This is a genomic window from Rothia sp. HSID18067 (assembly GCF_003989445.1).
GTDB lineage: Bacteria > Actinomycetota > Actinomycetes > Actinomycetales > Micrococcaceae > Rothia > Rothia aeria.
Genome location: NZ_RBMF01000003.1, coordinates 145,673 through 162,717, shown reverse-complemented (window position 1 = coordinate 162,717; position 17,045 = coordinate 145,673). Strand labels below are relative to the sequence as shown.

Sequence of the window (17,045 nt, the reverse complement as noted above, 5' to 3'; positions counted from 1 at the left end):
GTGTTTTTAAAGATTTGAGCGTAGCACTAAGGAGAGTACCGTGGCACCACCAACAGTAGCCCCTGCCCCCGCCCCGTCACCAGCGCCCGCACCACCAAACCCCACCGACATTCTGCGGGCCGCAGGCGACATGGGATTCGGCGCCAAAGCCGCCAAAGATATTGCCGCAGGGCTCAGCGCTGGTGCGCAACTAATCCGGCAGAAAGGGAAGGAATACCATGACGAGCTCATGAAACACGCCGGAACTCTCGACGAACTCTGCAACCGCACCAACAGTATGCGCAACGAATCCTGGAAATCAGAATCCGGGCAGAAATACCGAGAACAGCTGGAAAACCGCCGGAAAGACGCCGAACATTCCCGCGACGAACTGCGCACAGCCGCCCAAGAAGCACTGCAAGCTGGTGAGGAAATCGCGCAGAACCTAGAAGCACAAAGCGCACTCATTAACAATGCGGCAAACCAGGTGGACTCCATACTGCATTCACTCGCCCACGGGGCGGCAGACGCAGCCGATAAGATAGGCGACATTATTAAAAAATCGGGTATCGGTGGCGCCCAGGATACGCTTAACGCCCTCGCGGATAACGGCAGCAAAATGCTACAGGGCCTCGGCTCGCTCATGCCGCACTAAAAACACGAAACACGTAGGAGAAAATCATGGGTAACCGCACCATAGACGTTGAACTTGAAGAGCTGCCGCGCATCGCCGAAGGGCTTGTGCATATTGGTTACGACTGCGGGGCAATGGTGATGCCGGTTGGGGCCGCAGGGACCGGTATCCTTGCGCACCTGGCAATGAGTGCACATGGCCGCTCCGCCGCAGCCCGTGCCGCAGGAACCTCCGCGAAACTTGCCACGTACTCAGGCACATATGCAAATATGGCTAGGAAAGTACTTGGGGCGTACGGAGGCTATTGGGCAGCAGACGAAATGGCCAAAGCAGGAATCATGCTCCGTGATGGTGCGGAAGCAGTAAAGTTTGGCGCACGGGTATTCTATGGCAAAGAGCTTTTCTCCTTTGAACGTGTTAAAACTATTGACCCTAACTCCGCTGACGCCCCTAAACCTGATAACAATAAAAAAACGCCAACGTCTGCTCACGATGCCTCCATATATATTAACAAGACGGGCAGTGAAGCCGACGAAGTGGACAAAACACACCAGGGCAAACAATACGCCGACCGGGGAGCCATCACTGTTATCCCCTACCGGGATAAAAATACGGGACAGAAACGGTACATGGTTGTCATACCCGGAACCGACTCCAATAACCGCAATGGCGACCCCCACTCGTGGGATAACGCGTTGCGAGAAAGCGGAGGTAAAGACGGGGAACTGACCCCCCAACAGAAAATGATAGACCAAGCCCTGAAAGACGCAGGTGCCGAGCCCGGCTCCGAGGTTTTCCTCATGGGCCACAGCCAAGGCGGTATGATCGCCTACAACACCGCCAACAGCACAGAATTCGCCAAAAAATACAATGTTAAAGGCGTCTATGCGGAGGGGTCGCCGCTGAGCGGCCTGCCAGCAAAACGACGCGACTTCAGCGTCGCATACGTGGAAGGTAAAGAGCCTGTGCCGGATTCCTTGGGGCCGCGGAAGAAAGGGAAAGGATGGACGCCGGATGAGCGTGACACCGTTATTAACACCTCTAACTCGGGTAAGGACGGGCACGCCGCCGTGGAATACGAGAAGGCGCTGAACAGCAACCCGAAAGGGCATAAAGACCTTAAACAGCTTAAAGATTTCTTCGGCAACGGGGACTACGAAGCGCAGCAGATCAGCGTGTACTCTGCCTCGACAATGCCCGATGGCACATCAGACCTGGCAAACAAGGTGATGCAAATTGGGCGATATGGCGAAGCCTTTACAACATCCAGGGATGAGGGGGCTAACGCTCATGTTCACCAAGCGATCATGGATATTGCCTATGGAGAGAGGCTTCCAGATGCTCTAGATCCTCAGTATCGTGACCAGGAAGCTGGGGAGTCTTCTGCCTCCACACCAAATATGAGGAGGGACAGCATTGCAGAGTTCTCCCAGGATATGGCGACTTTGAGGCCACTGCGGCCGTCACAAAGCTTCACCCTGAGTTCGCAAAGGGCTACGCCTTCCGCCCCGCAGGCCAGCTCTTCAGACTTAGGTGCCACAGGATCCTCAGGGGGCGTAGGGGCTGGTGTGAGCGCGACTCAAATGGTTGAGGGGGTAGGCCGCCAGCTGGCGGAGAACCTTGGGATCACCTCCTCAGAGGACGCTAATTCGGCGGGGGCGGAAAGCTTCATGGACCAGCTTGATAGTGCTGATGTTTCAGACGGGCCGCACGTTATGCCCTACAACCCAGACACTGCCCCTGCCGAGCCGCACGTTATGCCGTACGACCCCGCCACCGATAACGTGGGTGCCGCCACTATGCCGTACAAGCCTGATACTAAGCTCCCGGACCCGCCGACTCCCGAACCGGTGCAGGCACCCGAACCAGCCCCGGCTCCGCAGCCAGTGCAGACCCCTGAACCGGTGGCGGCAGCTCCGCAGGGCGGGTACACGCCCCCGCAAGTTGATCCGCCCGCCACCACCGTGCCCCCTGCAGCGCAACCGGCTGCCCAACCCGCCGGTGAGGCCGTCACCGGGGCGCCAGCCGGAGAGTTCACCCCGCCCACGGTGGAACCGGAATACACGCCCATGCCCTACAATCCCGCCACCGATAACGTGGGAGCCTCCAACATGCCGTACAACCCGGCCGATACCTCGGTGCAAGAACCACTGCAGATGCCCACCCGGGTGGAACCCAACAACGGGTACACGCCCCCGCAGGTATCCGTCGCCGAGGAGATCGCATCCACAGTCTTTGGCGGCGGCGCTGACGATATGATGGCTGGCGACCTAGAGACAGCCACGTGGGAAGAACCGACCCAAGGGCCCGCGTACATGCCCTATGACCCCGCCACCGACAGCGGGGAAGTAGCCAACCTGCCGTACAACCCGAACACAGACAACGGCGGGCCTATCTTCCTCCAAAACGCAGCAGCCCCCGAACTGGCAGGGGCGGCAGCCTAAGACGGGCATCCCGTCGGGGCGCGACGGAACTAGCGCCGTGAGCGCCCCGGCGGGCAACCCCACACCACAGCCGTGATGTGTGGCACTATACTGAGACTATGAGCGAACACAGCAACACCCCCGAAACACCCGCTATCCAGCCGCGCCACGTCTTCTCGTCTCTGCCCAAATATGCTGCCGGTAAACCTCCCACACCCGTAGAGGGGCTGAAACAGTACAAGCTCTCCTCCAACGAAAACCCTCACGGGCCCATACCTGAGGTGGCGTGCATTCTCGCCGAATTCGACACCACCCACCGCTACCCGGATCCGCTCTCCACCAAGCTGCGTACCGCCCTCGCCCACCGCCTGGGGTTGGACGCCCACAATATTGTGACCGGCGCGGGAAGCCTGGGGGCACTCAACCAAATCCTCAAAGCCTTCGCCGGGGCCAGCCTTGACGGCACCCAAGACGAAGTGATCTACGCCTGGCGGTCCTTCGAAGCCTACCCCATCCTGGTGGGGCTGCTGGGTGCCAAAAGCGTGCAAATCCCCAACCTGCCCAATGGGGCGCACGATTTGAACGCCATGGCGCAGGCTGTTACCGACAGAACCCGTGTGATCCTGGTGTGCACCCCGAATAACCCCACCGGGCCAGCCGTCACCGAGGCACAGATGCGCGAATTTCTCACCAAAATCCCCGAGAACGTGGTGGTCGTCATTGATGAGGCATACTACGAATTCTGCACCGCATCCACCGTGCCCGCCGCGCAAAACGCCCCCGTGAACGGGTTGAACCTGCTCAACGACCACCCGAACGTGATCGTGCTGCGCACCTTCTCCAAAGCACAGGGGCTCGCCGGGCTGCGCGTGGGTTACTCCGTCTCCCACCCGCAGCTGACCCAGTACCTGCGGGTTGCGGCCACCCCGTTCGCCGTGACCGCGCTCGCCGAAGCCGCAGCCGTGGCCTCTATTGAACATGAAGAGGCGGTAATGGATGGGGTGCGGCATATCGTTGCTGAACGTGAACGTGTGGTTGCCCGGCTGCACGAGCTGGGGTACAACATCCCGCAAACCTACGCCAACTTTGTGTGGCTGCCCTTGGGGGAGCACACCGGGGCTTTCGACAAGCTTGCCGCCTCCCACGCCCTCTCGGTGCGTGCTTTCGACGGGGAAGGGGTGCGGGTGAGCATCGGCGAAGATGAGGCAAATGACCGTTTTATCAGCATCTGTGAACAGTTTCCCCACAGAGTCTAGACCCTGCAGCGCTGCGCCTATGCACCAAGAGGGTGGGAAAACCTCAGCTCAGGGGCCTTGGGGTGACAGTGCTCATGAATCACCCTCTTCACAGTGCCGATGCAGCACCATTTCTCAACCTATGCGGTGCTGCTTGGAAAAACCAAAATCACGCTGACTGAGCCTTATTTATGCTGGAAGAATAACCTTGAGAAACGCTACATCGCGCTGATGTTTCCTGTGAAGAGGAGTAAAATAAGAGGAAATATGCCCAAGCCTTCCGCCCCGCGCGCCGAAACTCTCTGCGTGCGCCCGGCGTGAAGGGCAGCTCGTATCTGCGTGGAGGATTGATGCACGAGAACGAAAAATATCCGGGAGTACCCGAACGCATCCAGCTGATGGATGAGAACGGCAAGGTACACGAGAACCCCACCTTCAGTTCTTATGTGCACGATGTAGACGCAGAACAGCTTCGCGAAGCCTATCGCCTGATGTACATCACCCGCCGCATCGACGACGAAGGAACAGCACTTCAGCGGCAAGGGCAAATGGCTCTATGGGCGCCCAGTCGCGGGCAGGAAGCGGCGCAGGTCGGCTCCGCACTGGCATTCGCCCCCAACGACTATATTTTTCCCTCCTACCGTGAACACGCGGTCGCCTTCGCCCGCGGCGTAGATTTTCGCGAACTCATCACGGTTTTCCGCGGCTCCCACACCAACGGGTGGGACCCTAAAAAACATAACTTCCATGTTTACACCAAAGTGCTTGCCGCACAGGTGCCGCACGCGGTCGGCTACGCTATGGGCCTGAACTTTGATGCCGACATTGCGGCGGAAACCGGGCAGCTGCAGACAGGCCAAGGGCAGGCCACCAACCCCGATAACGACACCGTGAAACCCGCCGTCGGCGTCTACTTCGGCGACGGTTCCTCCACCGAAGGCGAAGTCCACGAGGCGATGGTCTTTGCCGCATCCTACGATGCCCCCGTACTCTTCTTCGTGCAAAACAACCGCTGGGCTATTTCGGTACCCTTCGACGTGCAGTCGCGCGTGCCCATCTCAACCCGCGCCCAAGGCTACGGCTTTGAAGGGCTGCGTGTTGACGGCAACGATGTGCTCGGCACCCTCGCCGTCACCCGCTACGCGCTTGATAAAATCCGCCGCGGCGAAGGCCCCGTACTGATCGAGGCGGAAACATACCGCCTGGGCCCGCATACCACCGCCGACGACCCCACCAAATACCGTGACGACGAAGAACTCCAGCAGCGTCTGAACGCAGACCCGCTGATTCGCCTGGAAAAATATCTGCGCGAGAACGGGCACGCAGATGACTCCTTCTTCGAAAAACTCGCCGAAGAAGCACAAGAACTTGCCAACGGGGTGCGTGAGGCGGCGGTTGCCTCCGAACCCTATGAATTCGACCGATTCTTCGACCGCGCCTACGCCGAAGAACACCTTCAGGTAGAAGAAGAACGCGAGTTCTACCGCAACTACGTCGCAGGTTTCGAGGAGGACTAAGAATGAGCGAGCAGAATGCACAGGTTGAGCGCCTAACCCTGGCGAAAGCGATCACTCGCGGCCTCGACGATGCGATGGCAGATAACCGCAAAGTCGTGCTGATCGGCGAAGATATCGGCAAACTCGGCGGCGTATACCGCGTAACCGAAGGGCTTCTGGCGAAGCACGGGCAGAAGCGCGTGATGGATTCTCCCCTCGGAGAGGCCGGTATTGTGGGCACCTCCATCGGCATGGCGATGCGCGGCTATCGGCCCGTAGCCGAGATTCAGTTCGACGGGTTCGTCTTCCCCGCCTACAACCAGATCACCACCCAGCTCGCGAAAATCCACAACCGCACCGACAAAAAATACGTTGTTCCGGTTACGATCCGTATTCCCTACGGCGGCGTGATCGGGGCGGTCGAGCATCACTCGGAATCGCCCGAGGCGCTGTTCGCGCACACCGCCGGACTGCGCATTGTAACACCGTCCTCACCGCATGACGCCTACTGGATGACCCGCAAATCCATTGAATGTGACGACCCGGTGATTATTTTCGAACCCAAACGCCGCTACTGGCTCAAGGGTGAGGTGAATTTTGCGGACACCGATTTTGATCCGTTCCAGGCGCAGGTGGTGCGAGAAGGCACAGACGCGACCATTGTGGCATACGGTCCGCTGGTGCCGGTAGCGCTCGCCGCCGCAGAGGCCGCCGTCGAAGATGGACGCTCAATCGAAGTCATTGACCTGCGGTCGATCTCCCCGATGGATGTGCCCACCGTCGCTGCATCCGTGGTGAAGACCGGACGCCTGATCGTTGCCCACGAAGCGCCGACCTTCGGGGGTATGGGCGGCGAACTTGCTGCCGCGATCGCCGAGCGCTGCTTCTACAGTCTGCAGGCACCTGTGCTGCGCGTGGGCGGCTACTATATGCCGTACCCGGTACCGCGCACGGAGGAGGAATACGTGCCCGATATTGACCGTATCCTGGAGGCGGTAGACCGCTCCTTTGAGTACTAGACCCACCCCGCAGCGTATTCTTTACGGGCTATATGCACTAGTGAAAGGCGTTTAATGTCCCAGATTTTTAATCTACCCGATGTGGGTGAAGGACTCACCGAAGCCGAAATTCTCGCCTGGAAAGTTGCCCCCGGCGACACCGTGCACATTAACGACGTGCTGGTAGAGATTGAGACCGCCAAGTCTGTGGTTGAGCTCCCCTCACCGTATGAAGGCACCGTGGAGCAGCTGCTCGCTGCTGAAGGTGACACGGTGGAGGTTGGCACCCCCATTATCGCCGTGGCGGGCAGCAGCGAAAGCGCTGGCTCCTCCACCCCCACCACACCCGGCGCTAATACCGGTGCTGCCGAAACACCCGAGGTGGAAGCTGGTACCCAGGCGCTCGTTGGTTCGGGCCCCAAGGCAGACTCGGTCAAGCGACGCGCCCGTAAACGCCCCGCATCTGCCGCCCAACCGCAGCCGATGACCCACGCCCCGCAGCAGCCCGCCCCGGTAGGGCACACACCCGCCTCCGCCGAGCCGCGTGCCGGGCTGCTGGGTGGGCTCAGCGAATGGGCGGAGCGGGCCAGTAAATTCGTGGAGAACACGCCGCTGAACTCGTCCCTGAACACTGTGCGGCAGCGTCTACAGGGTACCGAGGCCCCAGCACTTGAGCAGGATGCTGCCGCCCCCGTGCCGCATCGGCCTGCTCTTGCCGCCCCGCCGGTGCGCCTGGCCGCTAAGGAAATGGGGGTGGACCTGGCGAATGTGACCGCGACCGGTTCGCGGGGGCAGGTGACGAAACAGGACCTGCTGGACTATGTGGCGCACCTGAACGATGTGCAAGAAACCGGCGGCCGGTTCTGGCAGCCCCCGAGCGTACCCGGTGACCGCCTTGAACGCATCCCCGTACGGGGGGTGCGTAAGGCCACTGCGAAGGCTATGGTGTCTTCGGCGTTTAGCGCCCCGCACGTTTCGATTTTCGTGGATGTGGACGCCTCCCGCACCATGGAATTTGTGAAGCGGCTGAAGAAGTCCCGCCATTTTGAGGGGATTAAAGTGACCCCGCTGCTGGTGCTTGCCGCCGCCGTGATTTGGGCTGCCGAACGGAACCCGCAGGTGAACGCCACCTGGACGGACAGCGAGATTCAGATTAAGCACTTCATGAACCTTGGTATTGCGGCGGCCACCCCGCGCGGGCTGATGGTGCCGAACATTAAGGATGCGCAGGAGCTGTCCCTGCGTGAGCTGGCGATCGCCCTGAATAACCTGACCGCCCGTGCGCGGGAAGGGAAGACTCAGCCCGCCGAGATGGCGAACGGGACCCTGACGATTACGAACATCGGCTCGCTCGGCATTGACACGGGCACCCCGATTATTAACCCCGGTGAGGTGGCGATTATTGCTTTCGGCACGATCAAACAGAAGCCGTGGGTGATTGATGGTGAGGTGATCCCGCGCTGGGTCACCACGCTGGGCGGTTCTTTCGATCACCGCGTGGTGGACGGCGACCTCTCGGCGCGTTTCATGGCGGATGTTGCCGCCATCCTTGAGGAACCGGCCATGCTGCTGGATATTTAGCCGCAGGCACCCGCACCCGTATGGGGCGCGAAAACTGGGGTTCGTAACCGATACGGCTACGAACCCCAGTTCTATTCTAAGTTCGGCATATACGCTTATGGGAGGCGTTATTTGGGGTATTTCTCCACGCGGCGGTGGTAGATACGGCCGCACATCCCACCCAGGACAGCACCCAGAAACGACACCCCAATGACGCTAAGAAGCGCCAAGATACCGTTGCTGATGGTGCCCGCCCCAAAGAACTGCTGGGCCGCCAGCGGCGAATAGCTGCCGGGGGAGAAAGCGTGAGGCATGACATAGGTGAAAATCGTGGCGGTCGCGCACCCGAGGATCTGCCACAGGCACACCGACACACCCTGTTTAGCGCCCGCAAACCGTGCCATTCGTCCGGCGGTGTACCCTCCCGCGAGGTACGCCAGCAGGTAGATCACCCCCACCGTGATTAAAAAGGTGAGCGCATCCGCCTCACCCTCGGAAAAGCGTTGCAGGGTTTCAGCTATGGGGTGCGTGAGCGTACCCGTGGGGAGAACCATAATGGTTTCCGCCAGCCAGGTGAAAAAGCTGAGAGCCGAGAGCGCGACCATCCACCCCATGAGCCCCGGAAACACCTGCAAACGCCCGAAGTGTTCCCGCTGCGCCTCTAGCGGAGCCATGGCAACCACGCCTTCCGGGGGCTGTTCCCACGCCTCTAAAGGTTCCGGGGGCCCGCCGTGGGGAGCACCGCGGTTTGCGGTGTGCGGGTCTGGTGCGGGCGCAGCATCCGGGTGGAGGGCGCCCGTGGTGGGGGTATTGAGCCAGGCCAGCTCCTCGTCGCCGCTGGTAGCATCCACTCCCGGCCCCGCCGCGTTCTGCGCGGAAGAGCCGAACTGTTCAGGTGCGGGTTCATGCCCGTTAGGGAACCGGCCGCCAAGGGAGAGTGTGGGCTCATCATCGTCATACTGCGGTGCACGGGCCTGCTGGGGTGCCTCGAAATCGTCACCGAACGCCACGGTGGGCTCATGATCATACGCAAGGCCCTGAGTGTTACCGTGATCGCGTCCCTGCTGATACGGTTCAGCTGCGCGGCGGGCCTTGGCGCCGGGCCGTGCGCCCGTGGGAGAGTGCGGGTCGTTAGGGGTCACGTAACCTGGTTTCCTGTCGGTTGCTGGTGGGATGCGGTTGGTGTGTTTGGTGGGTGCCTAGTCGCTGCTGGCTGTTAGGGAGTCGTAGAACGCCTGCGCCTCAGCGATACTTTGTGCACTGTACTGGTGCGGATGCGCCGGGTGCTCATCGGGGCCAACGGTGCGCACCACGCGCGCCGGGTTGCCCACAACCACCGCATTGGCGGGCACATCTTTCGTGACTACCGACCCCGCCCCAATGACGGCGTTCTCACCGATGCTCACCCCGCCGAGTATGATCGCGCCGCCGCCGACCCACACGTTATCGCCCACGGTAATCGGCAGCCCGCCCTCCCACAGGTCTTTACGGTCCTGAGGGTTCACCGGGTGGGTGGGGGTGAGGAACTGGGTGTTTGAACCAACCAGCACTCCGTCGCCGAAATGTACGGGGGCCACATCTAGAATCACGGTGTTGAAGTTGAAAAAGCAGCCCTCGCCAATGAACGTGTTCACCCCGTAGTCGAACGCCACGGAAGGACGCATGAACGACCCGGTGCCGAATGCGCCAAGGTGTTCACGGAGCACGTGCATCGCTTGGGCGTGTTCACTGCGCGCATAGTACTGTTCGAAGAGTTTGGTCGCCTCATAGATGGTGTCAGAAAGGGCATGGCATTCGGCGTCAGGCTTGTAGGGGGCGCCGGCGACCATGCGCTTAAAAACGGGGCCGTGCTCGGCCGGCTGCTGGTGGCGGCTCATTGATGTATACCCCCATAGAATAGGTACATGAAGCCAATAATGGCGGCGCCTAGGGCGATAACCACCAGCCCGGCAATGGCGAAACGTTTAGAGATTTCACGCAGTAGCTTCTTAAAATCCTCATCTGAGTAATTCTGACTCATACCGTTAAGTATCCCAGAAGATACACTGCACGCCCACCCTCTGCGGCTTGGGCGAGTCTGGGTGAATCCGGTGAACCTGCTGGCAATGATCTGCCATTGCGGCCTTGCGGCTTGAGCCGGGCGGCGGCAGAGGGCACAATACAGAACATGACTGACGCACACAACCCTATAGCCACCCCGGATATGCTCGGGCAGAACCCGCTGGCGCATCGCCCCTGGCTCAAAAATTATTCACCCGGCGTCGCCGCCGATGTTCACCTGTCTGAAACCTCGCTGAGCCACCTGATTGATGATGCTATCCGCGAGGTTCCCCATAAGATTGCCCTCGAATTTTTTGGGGCCACCACCACCTACGCCGAACTTGGCAGTCAGATCGACCGCGCCGCCGAAGGGCTGCGCCTGGCCGGGGTGCAGTCGGGGGATCGGGTCGCCCTGATTCTGCCCAACTGCCCGCAGCATATTATTGCCTTCTATGCGATTCTGCGCCTGGGTGCGATCGTCGTGGAACATAACCCCCTCTACACCGGCGCCGAGCTGCGGCACATGTTCGAGGACCACGGCGCGAAGGCCGCCATCGTGTGGGATAAAATTTCCGGGCATATTACGGGCCTGCCCGCAGACATCAGACCGGCGCATATTTACGCCGTGAACCTTATCAAAGCGATGCCCGCTCTCACCCGTGCAGCGCTCAAACTGCCGATCAAAAAGGCGCGCGAATCCCGCGAAAAACTTGAAGGAGCCGCCCCCGGAACCACCAGCTGGGCGCAGCTGCTCAAGAGCCCGCCGATCGACCCCGATTTCAAACGGCCCACCGCCCACGATGTAGCGCTTCTGCAGTACACCTCCGGCACCACCGGGCTGCCTAAGGGCGTGATGCTCACCCACCGCAACCTCGAATCAAACGGGCGCATGGGCGAAGCCTGGATTAAACCCAGCGATAACGAGAGCATCTACTCGGTGTTGCCGCTCTTCCACGCCTACGGCATGACCTTGGGTGTGACGATCGCGGCGCTGTGCCGCGCCCGGCTGGTGCTCTTCCCAACCGTCGATATGGGTCTGATTACTAAGGCAATGAAGAAGACCCGCCCCACGATTCTGCCCGCAGTACCGCCGGTGTACCGCCGCCTGATGGATGTCGCCAAAGAGCAGGGCATCTCGCTGCAGGGCGTTCGCTATGCGGTTTCGGGCGCCATGAACCTGCCGCCCGAGCTGGTGGCAGAGTGGGAGGACGCATCCGGCGGGTACATGGTTGAGGGGTACGGACTGACCGAATGTGCGCCGCTCGTCTCATGCAATCCGCTCAACGATACGCGCCGCGCCGGGTCAATCGGCATTCCCTTCCCCTCAACCGACATTCGCGTGGTAGACCCCGAAACCCTTCAGGATGTGCCGCTCGGCGAAGAGGGCGAGCTGTGGGTTCACGGCCCGCAATGTTTCGCCGGGTACTGGAAACGCGAAGAAGACACGCAGAAAACCATTACGGCTGACGGCTGGCTGCGCACCGGCGATATTGTGCGCCTGGACGAAGACTACTTCATTCAAATCGTGGACCGTATTAAGGAAGTCATCATTACCGGCGGGTTCAACGTCTCACCCACCGAAGTGGAAACCGCCCTGAAACAGCATGACTCCGTGGCGGATGCGGCGGTCGTGGGCATCCCGCAGGCCAGCGGGGGAGAGATGGTGGTCGCCGCCGTGATTCCCGCCGAAGGGCACGCGGTTGATGAACATGCGCTGCGCGAGCACTGCTATGCGCGCGTGACCCGCTATAAGGTGCCGCGCAAGATTGTGGCGGTGGACGACCTGCCCCGGTCGATGCTCGGCAAGATTCTGCGCCGCAAGGTACGCGAGCAACTGCTGAACAGCGAAGAATTCAGCCACTAGAGCCGCAGGGCGCTGAGGCACGCCCAGTAATAGCTAAATCGCCGGTTTTCCGGCGATTTAGCCGTTAATGAGCGGGTGCTAAAAGCCCGGGTGCGGTATCGCTGAAATGTTACGAAATATTGCGAGGGTGACCCTGTGTTTCGCCATGTGATGCCTCGACTACCCAAGCGTACGCCGGGCATGCTCTAATGGGTAAACACCCCTCCCGGAACCCCGGGAACCACCCGCACAGGAATTTAACCGTGCACGTGGTGGCGCATCGTAAACCCAAACAACAGAAAGTTTCATAGCCGTGAAAAAATTTGTTGCTGCACTGGCAGTTGTACCTCTTGTCTTCAGCCTCGCCGCCTGCGGTTCTTCCTCGAACGGTAACGGTGATAGCAAGAAGATCACCATCGGCGTGGTTGGTAACGAAACCGCGAACCAGGTGCTCAAAGACGAAGCAGCCAAACAGGGCATCACCATTGAGTACAGTGAGTTCACCGACTACGCCCAGCCCAACCCGGCTGTTGACGCGGGCGATAACGACATGAACCGCTTCCAGCACATCGCCTACCTGGCAAACTATAACGTTAGCTCCGGCAAAGACCTGCAGATCGTGGGTTCTACCAATATTTACCCCATGGCTATCTTCTCCAAGAAGCACAAGAAGGTAGATGAGATCCCTCAGGGCGGCACCATCGCCATCCCGAACGACAGCGTGAACGAGGCCCGTGCCCTGCTGCTGCTGAAGGCCCAGAACCTGGTCACCTTCAAATCAGAGGTGCACACCCCCACCCACAATGATATTGACACCGGCAAATCCAAGGTGAAAGTCACCCCGGTAGATGCGGCACAGACCGTGGTCTCCCTGGACTCCGTGGACGCCGCCGTCATTAATAACACCTTCCTAGCGGACGCGGGCCTGAACCCCTCCGACGCGCTCGCCCAGGACGACCCGAACAACCCCGACGCCCGCCGGTACGTGAACCTGTTCGTGGCTCAGAAAGATAAAGCCAACGACGAAACCTACAAGAAAGTCGTTGAAATCTTCCACAGCAAGACCGTGCAGGACGCCGTGAAGGAAGACTCTAAGAACACCGCAGTTGAGGTGAATCTCTCCCAGGATGAGCTGAAAAAAGCGCTCGAAAACGAAGAGGCGGCGCTGAAGAAATAGGTGTAATGCAGTAAGATAGCATACGGCGGAAGCGGTAAACCGGAACGACCCCGCAGGGTGCCCGGCTTACCGCATTTTGCCGTAGACGGGTGGATGCGCCCCGGCACACCCCGAGGCAGGCGCATCCGACCGAACCAGCCACTATCACAGCAAAGAGAGCGTACATTGAGCGAACAGATAGACCCCAGGGATGCACTGACACCCATGGTCACTATCGAGCACGTCTCCAAAGTTTTCGGTAAAGGCAAAAAAGCCGTTACCGCAGTCGATGACGTTTCCCTCACCGTTAACCGTGGCGAAATATTCGCCATTATCGGCTATTCTGGCGCGGGAAAGTCAACCCTGGTGCGCCTCATTAATGGCCTGGAAACCACCACCAGCGGCACACTCACCGTGGACGGCTTCGAAATTTCCGGTAAACGTGACCTGGAGCTGCAAAAAGTCCGTACCAATATCGGCATGATTTTTCAGCAGTTCAACCTCATGAACTCCCGTACCGTGGCCAAGAACATTGAGTTCCCCCTCAAGGTTGCCGGGTGGGATAAAGCCGCCCGGAAAAAACGTGTCGCAGAGATGCTGGAATTTGTGGGGCTTACCGAACGCGCCAATTACTACCCCAGTCAGCTGTCGGGTGGGCAGAAGCAACGTGTAGGTATTGCCCGGGCGCTGGCCACGAAACCGGCGCTGCTGCTGGCAGACGAGGCGACCAGCGCCCTTGACCCCGAAACCACGCAGGAAGTGCTTGCCCTGCTGAAAAAAGTGAACCAGGAGCTGGGGATCACCGTTATCGTCATCACCCATGAGATGGATGTGGTGGCTTCCATCGCCAATAGGGTTGCCGTTATGGAGAACGGCCGCGTGGTGGAAGAAGGCACCGTCTACGATGTGTTCTCAAGCCCGCAGACTGAGGTTGCCAAGCTTTTCGTAGCCACCACCGTCAAACAGGCTCCCACCGGTGAGGACGCCGCCGAACTGCGCAAAAACCACAAGGGCTACCTGGTGAATGTCGAAATTATTGAGGGCAACCAGAAGCTCGGCAAGGTGCTCTCATACCTGAGTGAGAGGCGGGTACGGTTCAATATCGTCCAGGGCGGTATTGAGACTCTGCAAGGTAAAGCCTACGGCACGCTCACCCTCGAACTGCTGGGGGAGGTCACCAGTATTGACGCCGTGGTGGCCGAACTGAAAACTGTGACCCGCGTGAAGGAGGTGCGCTAAATGAACGCACTACTGACGACTGCGCCGCTGGCGGCCTCCACCAGGCCGGTTAACTGGGATACGTTCATCCCCAAAACCCTCGTCCCCGCTATTTTCGACACCCTGTACATGGTCGCAATCACGATGGTGATTGCCGGTTTCCTGGGGCTGCTGCTGGGCGCGCTGCTGTACACCACCCGTGAAGGCAATATCTACCAGAACCGTTTCGTGTACGCGGTGCTGAACGTGCTGGTGAATATTGTGCGGCCCATCCCGTTCATTATTCTGATTGCCGCCTTGGGCCCGCTCACCAGTGCGGTAGTACAGACCCGTTTAGGCCTAAACGCGGCGATTTTCGCCATGAGTTTCGGTGCGTCCTTCGCCATTGCGCGCATTGTGGAGCAGAATATGGTCTCCATCGACCCGGGCGTGGTTGAGGCGGCCCGCGCAATGGGTGCCTCCAGGCTGCGGATTCTGTTCACGGTGATGATCCCCGAAGCGCTCGGGCCGCTGATCCTGGGCTACACCTTCATCGTGATCGGCGTGGTCGATATGTCCGCCATGGCCGGGTACGTGGGCGGCGGTGGCCTGGGTAAGGTCGCCATTGTGGACGGCTACCAGAAGTTCCAGGACCAGATCACCTGGCTGGTTGTGGCGGTCATTATTATTCTGGTGCAGCTGGTGCAGTTTATCGGCAACACCCTGGCGAAGCGGGTGCTGCACCGGTAAACGCCGCTTGGGCGCTGGCCCCTCCCCCGGACAGGAGGGCAAGCTTTAGCCCGTCAACACAAAAAACTGATGGCCCGTGAAACCTCATGTTTCACGGGCCATCAGTTTTAGTCCTCACATCTGCCTGCAGCAGGCCCCGCCTGCTGGGGGTGTGATCGGCGGCGGGCCGCTACCGGTCGTCGTCATCGCGCGGGTTAAGCATCCCCGGGCGGTACCGCGGAATCTGTGGCTCAGTGCCTTGACGCTCAGCATAGTCGGTGGGGCGCAGCACCCGCTCATCCTCATCCTTCTGAGTGTAGGCGGCAAGGGCCAGCATGCCGTAGGTCAGCCCCGCAAAGATAAGCGCAGTCATCCCAATCTCAGCCCACATGACCGTGTAGTTACGGCGCAGATCCTCACCAGTATTCGCGTACAGCACCGGAACAACGGTGAAACTGGCAATCACAGCCCCCACCCCGAACACGGTGATAAGATGCGGCAGCAGCCACCACCGGGAATGCTCACCCCGCTGCACCGCCTCCTCACCGGGGGCACGCAGCACAGCGAACAGGCGGCGGCGCACCGCCACCCAGCACCCCACACCCGCTAAAGACAGCAGCGTGCCAGCAAACGTTGCGGGCAGGGCCGACGCAAACAGCCCGGCACCCGCAATCGCCAGGCCCACCGCCAAGATCATGAGCCCCATCATATTAAGAAGGCGGCGGCGGGCACGGACAGCCAGTACCGCAGACACCTCATCAGGTACGGTGTGCTCCCGAGTGTTCTCGTGGGCATCCCAGAAGGGGCGGTAGTACTCAAGTTCCTCCGGGTCCATCTGATCGAAACGTAACCCGTAGCGGCTCTGCGCCCTGTTTTCCCTACGCGCTGGCGGCGGGGTGCCGGGGCGGTTCATGCCGGTGCCCGGGGTGTTGTTCTCGCTCATGCGTGTGCCTCCACCAGCGGAGGCTCATCTTCAGGGCTGTGCGCACCCTCCGCAGCACGCGCCTTCTCAAGTGCAGCAACCCAGGTGCGGGCCGCATCCCACAGGGCCGGGTCGGTGAACGACTCAAAATACCCGTACCCGGCGGGTGCGCTGGCCGTATCACCATCCGGTACGTAAATCAGCACCTTCGTGCCAGCATCTCGCGCTGCCTGCGCACCAGCCGCAGAGTCCTCTACGGTGAGCGCATCCGCTGGGTCACAGCCTAGGCGGCGCGCGGCCTCAATATACATGTCCGGGGCGGGCTTACCGTGCGGCACATCCTCACTGCTGACCCAGGTGCGCACCAGCGGGGCGTACCCATATGTGCGCATCTTAACATCAAGAATCTGCGCCGTAGAGTTTGAAGCGACCGCCACCGGCATATGCTCACTCAGGTACCCCAGGAACCTCTGTGCACCGGGGATAAGCTCAACACCGGCACTGATCACCTGCGCCTCAATCTCCAGCAGCTCACCCAAGGTGGCCTGCACATGTGCGCTGTACGCGGCGGTGTCGGTCATATCACCGGCGTAGGTGAACTCGGCTAGGGCTGCGGCAACATCGTGCGCCGATAACCCGGTGAGCCGCTCCTCAAGGTCGGGGGTGAAGGGGATGCCCCACTGCTGAAAAAGCTCGCGCTGCACGCGGTTCCAGGCTGTCTCGGAGTTAAGGAGAACCCCGTCACAATCAAAAACGGCGCATTGGGGGAACCATTTATCGGGCACGGTGTGTTCAAACATGCTCCCATCTTCTCATGTCTTGGAGCTGTCTCG

The 17,045-nt window shown here is 60.2% G+C and carries 15 protein-coding genes; 10 read left to right on the top strand and 5 right to left on the bottom strand.

What is annotated here, in order from left to right; translation table 11 throughout:
- The first annotated feature begins 40 nt into the window (after positions 1 to 40).
- From D8M23_RS09470 to D8M23_RS09445, 6 genes are all read left to right on the top strand, one after another.
- On the top strand, positions 41 to 634 hold the full coding sequence (locus D8M23_RS09470) for a glycoside hydrolase family 9 protein (protein ID WP_126500633.1): 594 nt from the start codon (positions 41 to 43) through the stop codon (positions 632 to 634).
- A gap of 26 nt (positions 635 to 660) precedes the next feature.
- The gene (locus D8M23_RS09465) at positions 661 to 3,057 is read left to right on the top strand and encodes a hypothetical protein (protein WP_126854582.1); all 2,397 of its coding nucleotides are present in this window, start codon (positions 661 to 663) and stop codon (positions 3,055 to 3,057) included.
- Between the two features lie 98 nt (positions 3,058 to 3,155).
- A complete protein-coding gene (locus tag D8M23_RS09460; RefSeq protein WP_126854581.1) occupies positions 3,156 to 4,292 on the top strand; it encodes a histidinol-phosphate transaminase in 1,137 nt (378 codons plus the stop codon).
- A gap of 329 nt (positions 4,293 to 4,621) precedes the next feature.
- A complete protein-coding gene (locus D8M23_RS09455; RefSeq protein ID WP_094758388.1) occupies positions 4,622 to 5,788 on the top strand; it encodes a thiamine pyrophosphate-dependent enzyme in 1,167 nt (388 codons plus the stop codon).
- Positions 5,789 to 5,790: 2 nt separating this feature from the next.
- On the top strand, positions 5,791 to 6,786 hold the full coding sequence (locus D8M23_RS09450; protein WP_126854580.1) for an alpha-ketoacid dehydrogenase subunit beta: 996 nt from the start codon (positions 5,791 to 5,793) through the stop codon (positions 6,784 to 6,786).
- Positions 6,787 to 6,840: 54 nt separating this feature from the next.
- Complete coding sequence (locus D8M23_RS09445) at positions 6,841 to 8,346, top strand: dihydrolipoamide acetyltransferase family protein (RefSeq protein WP_126854579.1); 1,506 nt, start codon at positions 6,841 to 6,843, stop codon at positions 8,344 to 8,346.
- Between the two features lie 107 nt (positions 8,347 to 8,453).
- On the opposite strand, the gene D8M23_RS09440 is transcribed toward D8M23_RS09445, so the two are convergent.
- The 3 genes from D8M23_RS09440 to D8M23_RS11835 are packed head-to-tail and all read right to left on the bottom strand — an operon-like array spanning position 8,454 to position 10,345.
- The gene (locus D8M23_RS09440; protein WP_126854578.1) at positions 8,454 to 9,467 is read right to left on the bottom strand and encodes a YrzE family protein; all 1,014 of its coding nucleotides are present in this window, start codon (positions 9,465 to 9,467) and stop codon (positions 8,454 to 8,456) included.
- 57 nt (positions 9,468 to 9,524) lie between these two features.
- The gene (locus D8M23_RS09435; RefSeq protein WP_126854577.1) at positions 9,525 to 10,202 is read right to left on the bottom strand and encodes a sugar O-acetyltransferase; all 678 of its coding nucleotides are present in this window, start codon (positions 10,200 to 10,202) and stop codon (positions 9,525 to 9,527) included.
- The gene (locus D8M23_RS11835) at positions 10,199 to 10,345 is read right to left on the bottom strand and encodes a hypothetical protein (RefSeq protein ID WP_006887003.1); all 147 of its coding nucleotides are present in this window, start codon (positions 10,343 to 10,345) and stop codon (positions 10,199 to 10,201) included. The genes D8M23_RS09435 and D8M23_RS11835 overlap by 4 nt, the downstream gene beginning before the upstream one ends.
- A gap of 147 nt (positions 10,346 to 10,492) precedes the next feature.
- Between D8M23_RS11835 and D8M23_RS09430 the strand changes: the two genes are divergently transcribed.
- From D8M23_RS09430 to D8M23_RS09415, 4 genes are all read left to right on the top strand, one after another.
- The gene (locus D8M23_RS09430; protein WP_126854576.1) at positions 10,493 to 12,229 is read left to right on the top strand and encodes a long-chain-fatty-acid--CoA ligase; all 1,737 of its coding nucleotides are present in this window, start codon (positions 10,493 to 10,495) and stop codon (positions 12,227 to 12,229) included.
- Between the two features lie 292 nt (positions 12,230 to 12,521).
- Positions 12,522 to 13,385 carry a MetQ/NlpA family ABC transporter substrate-binding protein gene (locus tag D8M23_RS09425; protein WP_126854575.1) on the top strand — a complete coding sequence of 288 codons (864 nt, stop codon included), beginning with the start codon at positions 12,522 to 12,524 and terminating at the stop codon, positions 13,383 to 13,385.
- 204 nt (positions 13,386 to 13,589) lie between these two features.
- The gene (locus D8M23_RS09420) at positions 13,590 to 14,603 is read left to right on the top strand and encodes a methionine ABC transporter ATP-binding protein (protein WP_126854685.1); all 1,014 of its coding nucleotides are present in this window, start codon (positions 13,590 to 13,592) and stop codon (positions 14,601 to 14,603) included.
- On the top strand, positions 14,604 to 15,311 hold the full coding sequence (locus tag D8M23_RS09415; RefSeq protein WP_006887028.1) for a methionine ABC transporter permease: 708 nt from the start codon (positions 14,604 to 14,606) through the stop codon (positions 15,309 to 15,311).
- Between the two features lie 169 nt (positions 15,312 to 15,480).
- Here the strand turns inward: D8M23_RS09415 and D8M23_RS09410 are convergent, their stop codons facing one another.
- Both D8M23_RS09410 and D8M23_RS09405 read right to left on the bottom strand, forming a co-directional pair.
- On the bottom strand, positions 15,481 to 16,233 hold the full coding sequence (locus D8M23_RS09410) for a Bax inhibitor-1/YccA family protein (protein ID WP_126854574.1): 753 nt from the start codon (positions 16,231 to 16,233) through the stop codon (positions 15,481 to 15,483).
- On the bottom strand, positions 16,230 to 17,012 hold the full coding sequence (locus tag D8M23_RS09405; protein ID WP_126854573.1) for an HAD family hydrolase: 783 nt from the start codon (positions 17,010 to 17,012) through the stop codon (positions 16,230 to 16,232). Before D8M23_RS09405 ends, D8M23_RS09410 begins: the two co-directional genes overlap by 4 nt.
- Positions 17,013 to 17,045: the final 33 nt, after the last annotated feature.

Bases quoted from the DNA above. Each gene is read 5' to 3' on its own strand.
- D8M23_RS09415 (WP_006887028.1), top strand. From the start codon at position 14,604: ATGAACGCACTACTGACGACTGCGCCGCTGGCGGCCTCCACCAGGCCG.
- D8M23_RS09430 (WP_126854576.1), top strand. From the start codon at position 10,493: ATGACTGACGCACACAACCCTATAGCCACCCCGGATATGCTCGGGCAG.
- D8M23_RS09465 (WP_126854582.1), top strand. From the start codon at position 661: ATGGGTAACCGCACCATAGACGTTGAACTTGAAGAGCTGCCGCGCATC.
- D8M23_RS09410 (WP_126854574.1), bottom strand. From the start codon at position 16,233: ATGAGCGAGAACAACACCCCGGGCACCGGCATGAACCGCCCCGGCACC.
- D8M23_RS09450 (WP_126854580.1), top strand. From the start codon at position 5,791: ATGAGCGAGCAGAATGCACAGGTTGAGCGCCTAACCCTGGCGAAAGCG.
- D8M23_RS09445 (WP_126854579.1), top strand. From the start codon at position 6,841: ATGTCCCAGATTTTTAATCTACCCGATGTGGGTGAAGGACTCACCGAA.
- D8M23_RS09405 (WP_126854573.1), bottom strand. From the start codon at position 17,012: ATGTTTGAACACACCGTGCCCGATAAATGGTTCCCCCAATGCGCCGTT.
- D8M23_RS09435 (WP_126854577.1), bottom strand. From the start codon at position 10,202: ATGAGCCGCCACCAGCAGCCGGCCGAGCACGGCCCCGTTTTTAAGCGC.
- D8M23_RS09460 (WP_126854581.1), top strand. From the start codon at position 3,156: ATGAGCGAACACAGCAACACCCCCGAAACACCCGCTATCCAGCCGCGC.
- D8M23_RS11835 (WP_006887003.1), bottom strand. From the start codon at position 10,345: ATGAGTCAGAATTACTCAGATGAGGATTTTAAGAAGCTACTGCGTGAA.
- D8M23_RS09420 (WP_126854685.1), top strand. From the start codon at position 13,590: ATGGTCACTATCGAGCACGTCTCCAAAGTTTTCGGTAAAGGCAAAAAA.
- D8M23_RS09455 (WP_094758388.1), top strand. From the start codon at position 4,622: ATGCACGAGAACGAAAAATATCCGGGAGTACCCGAACGCATCCAGCTG.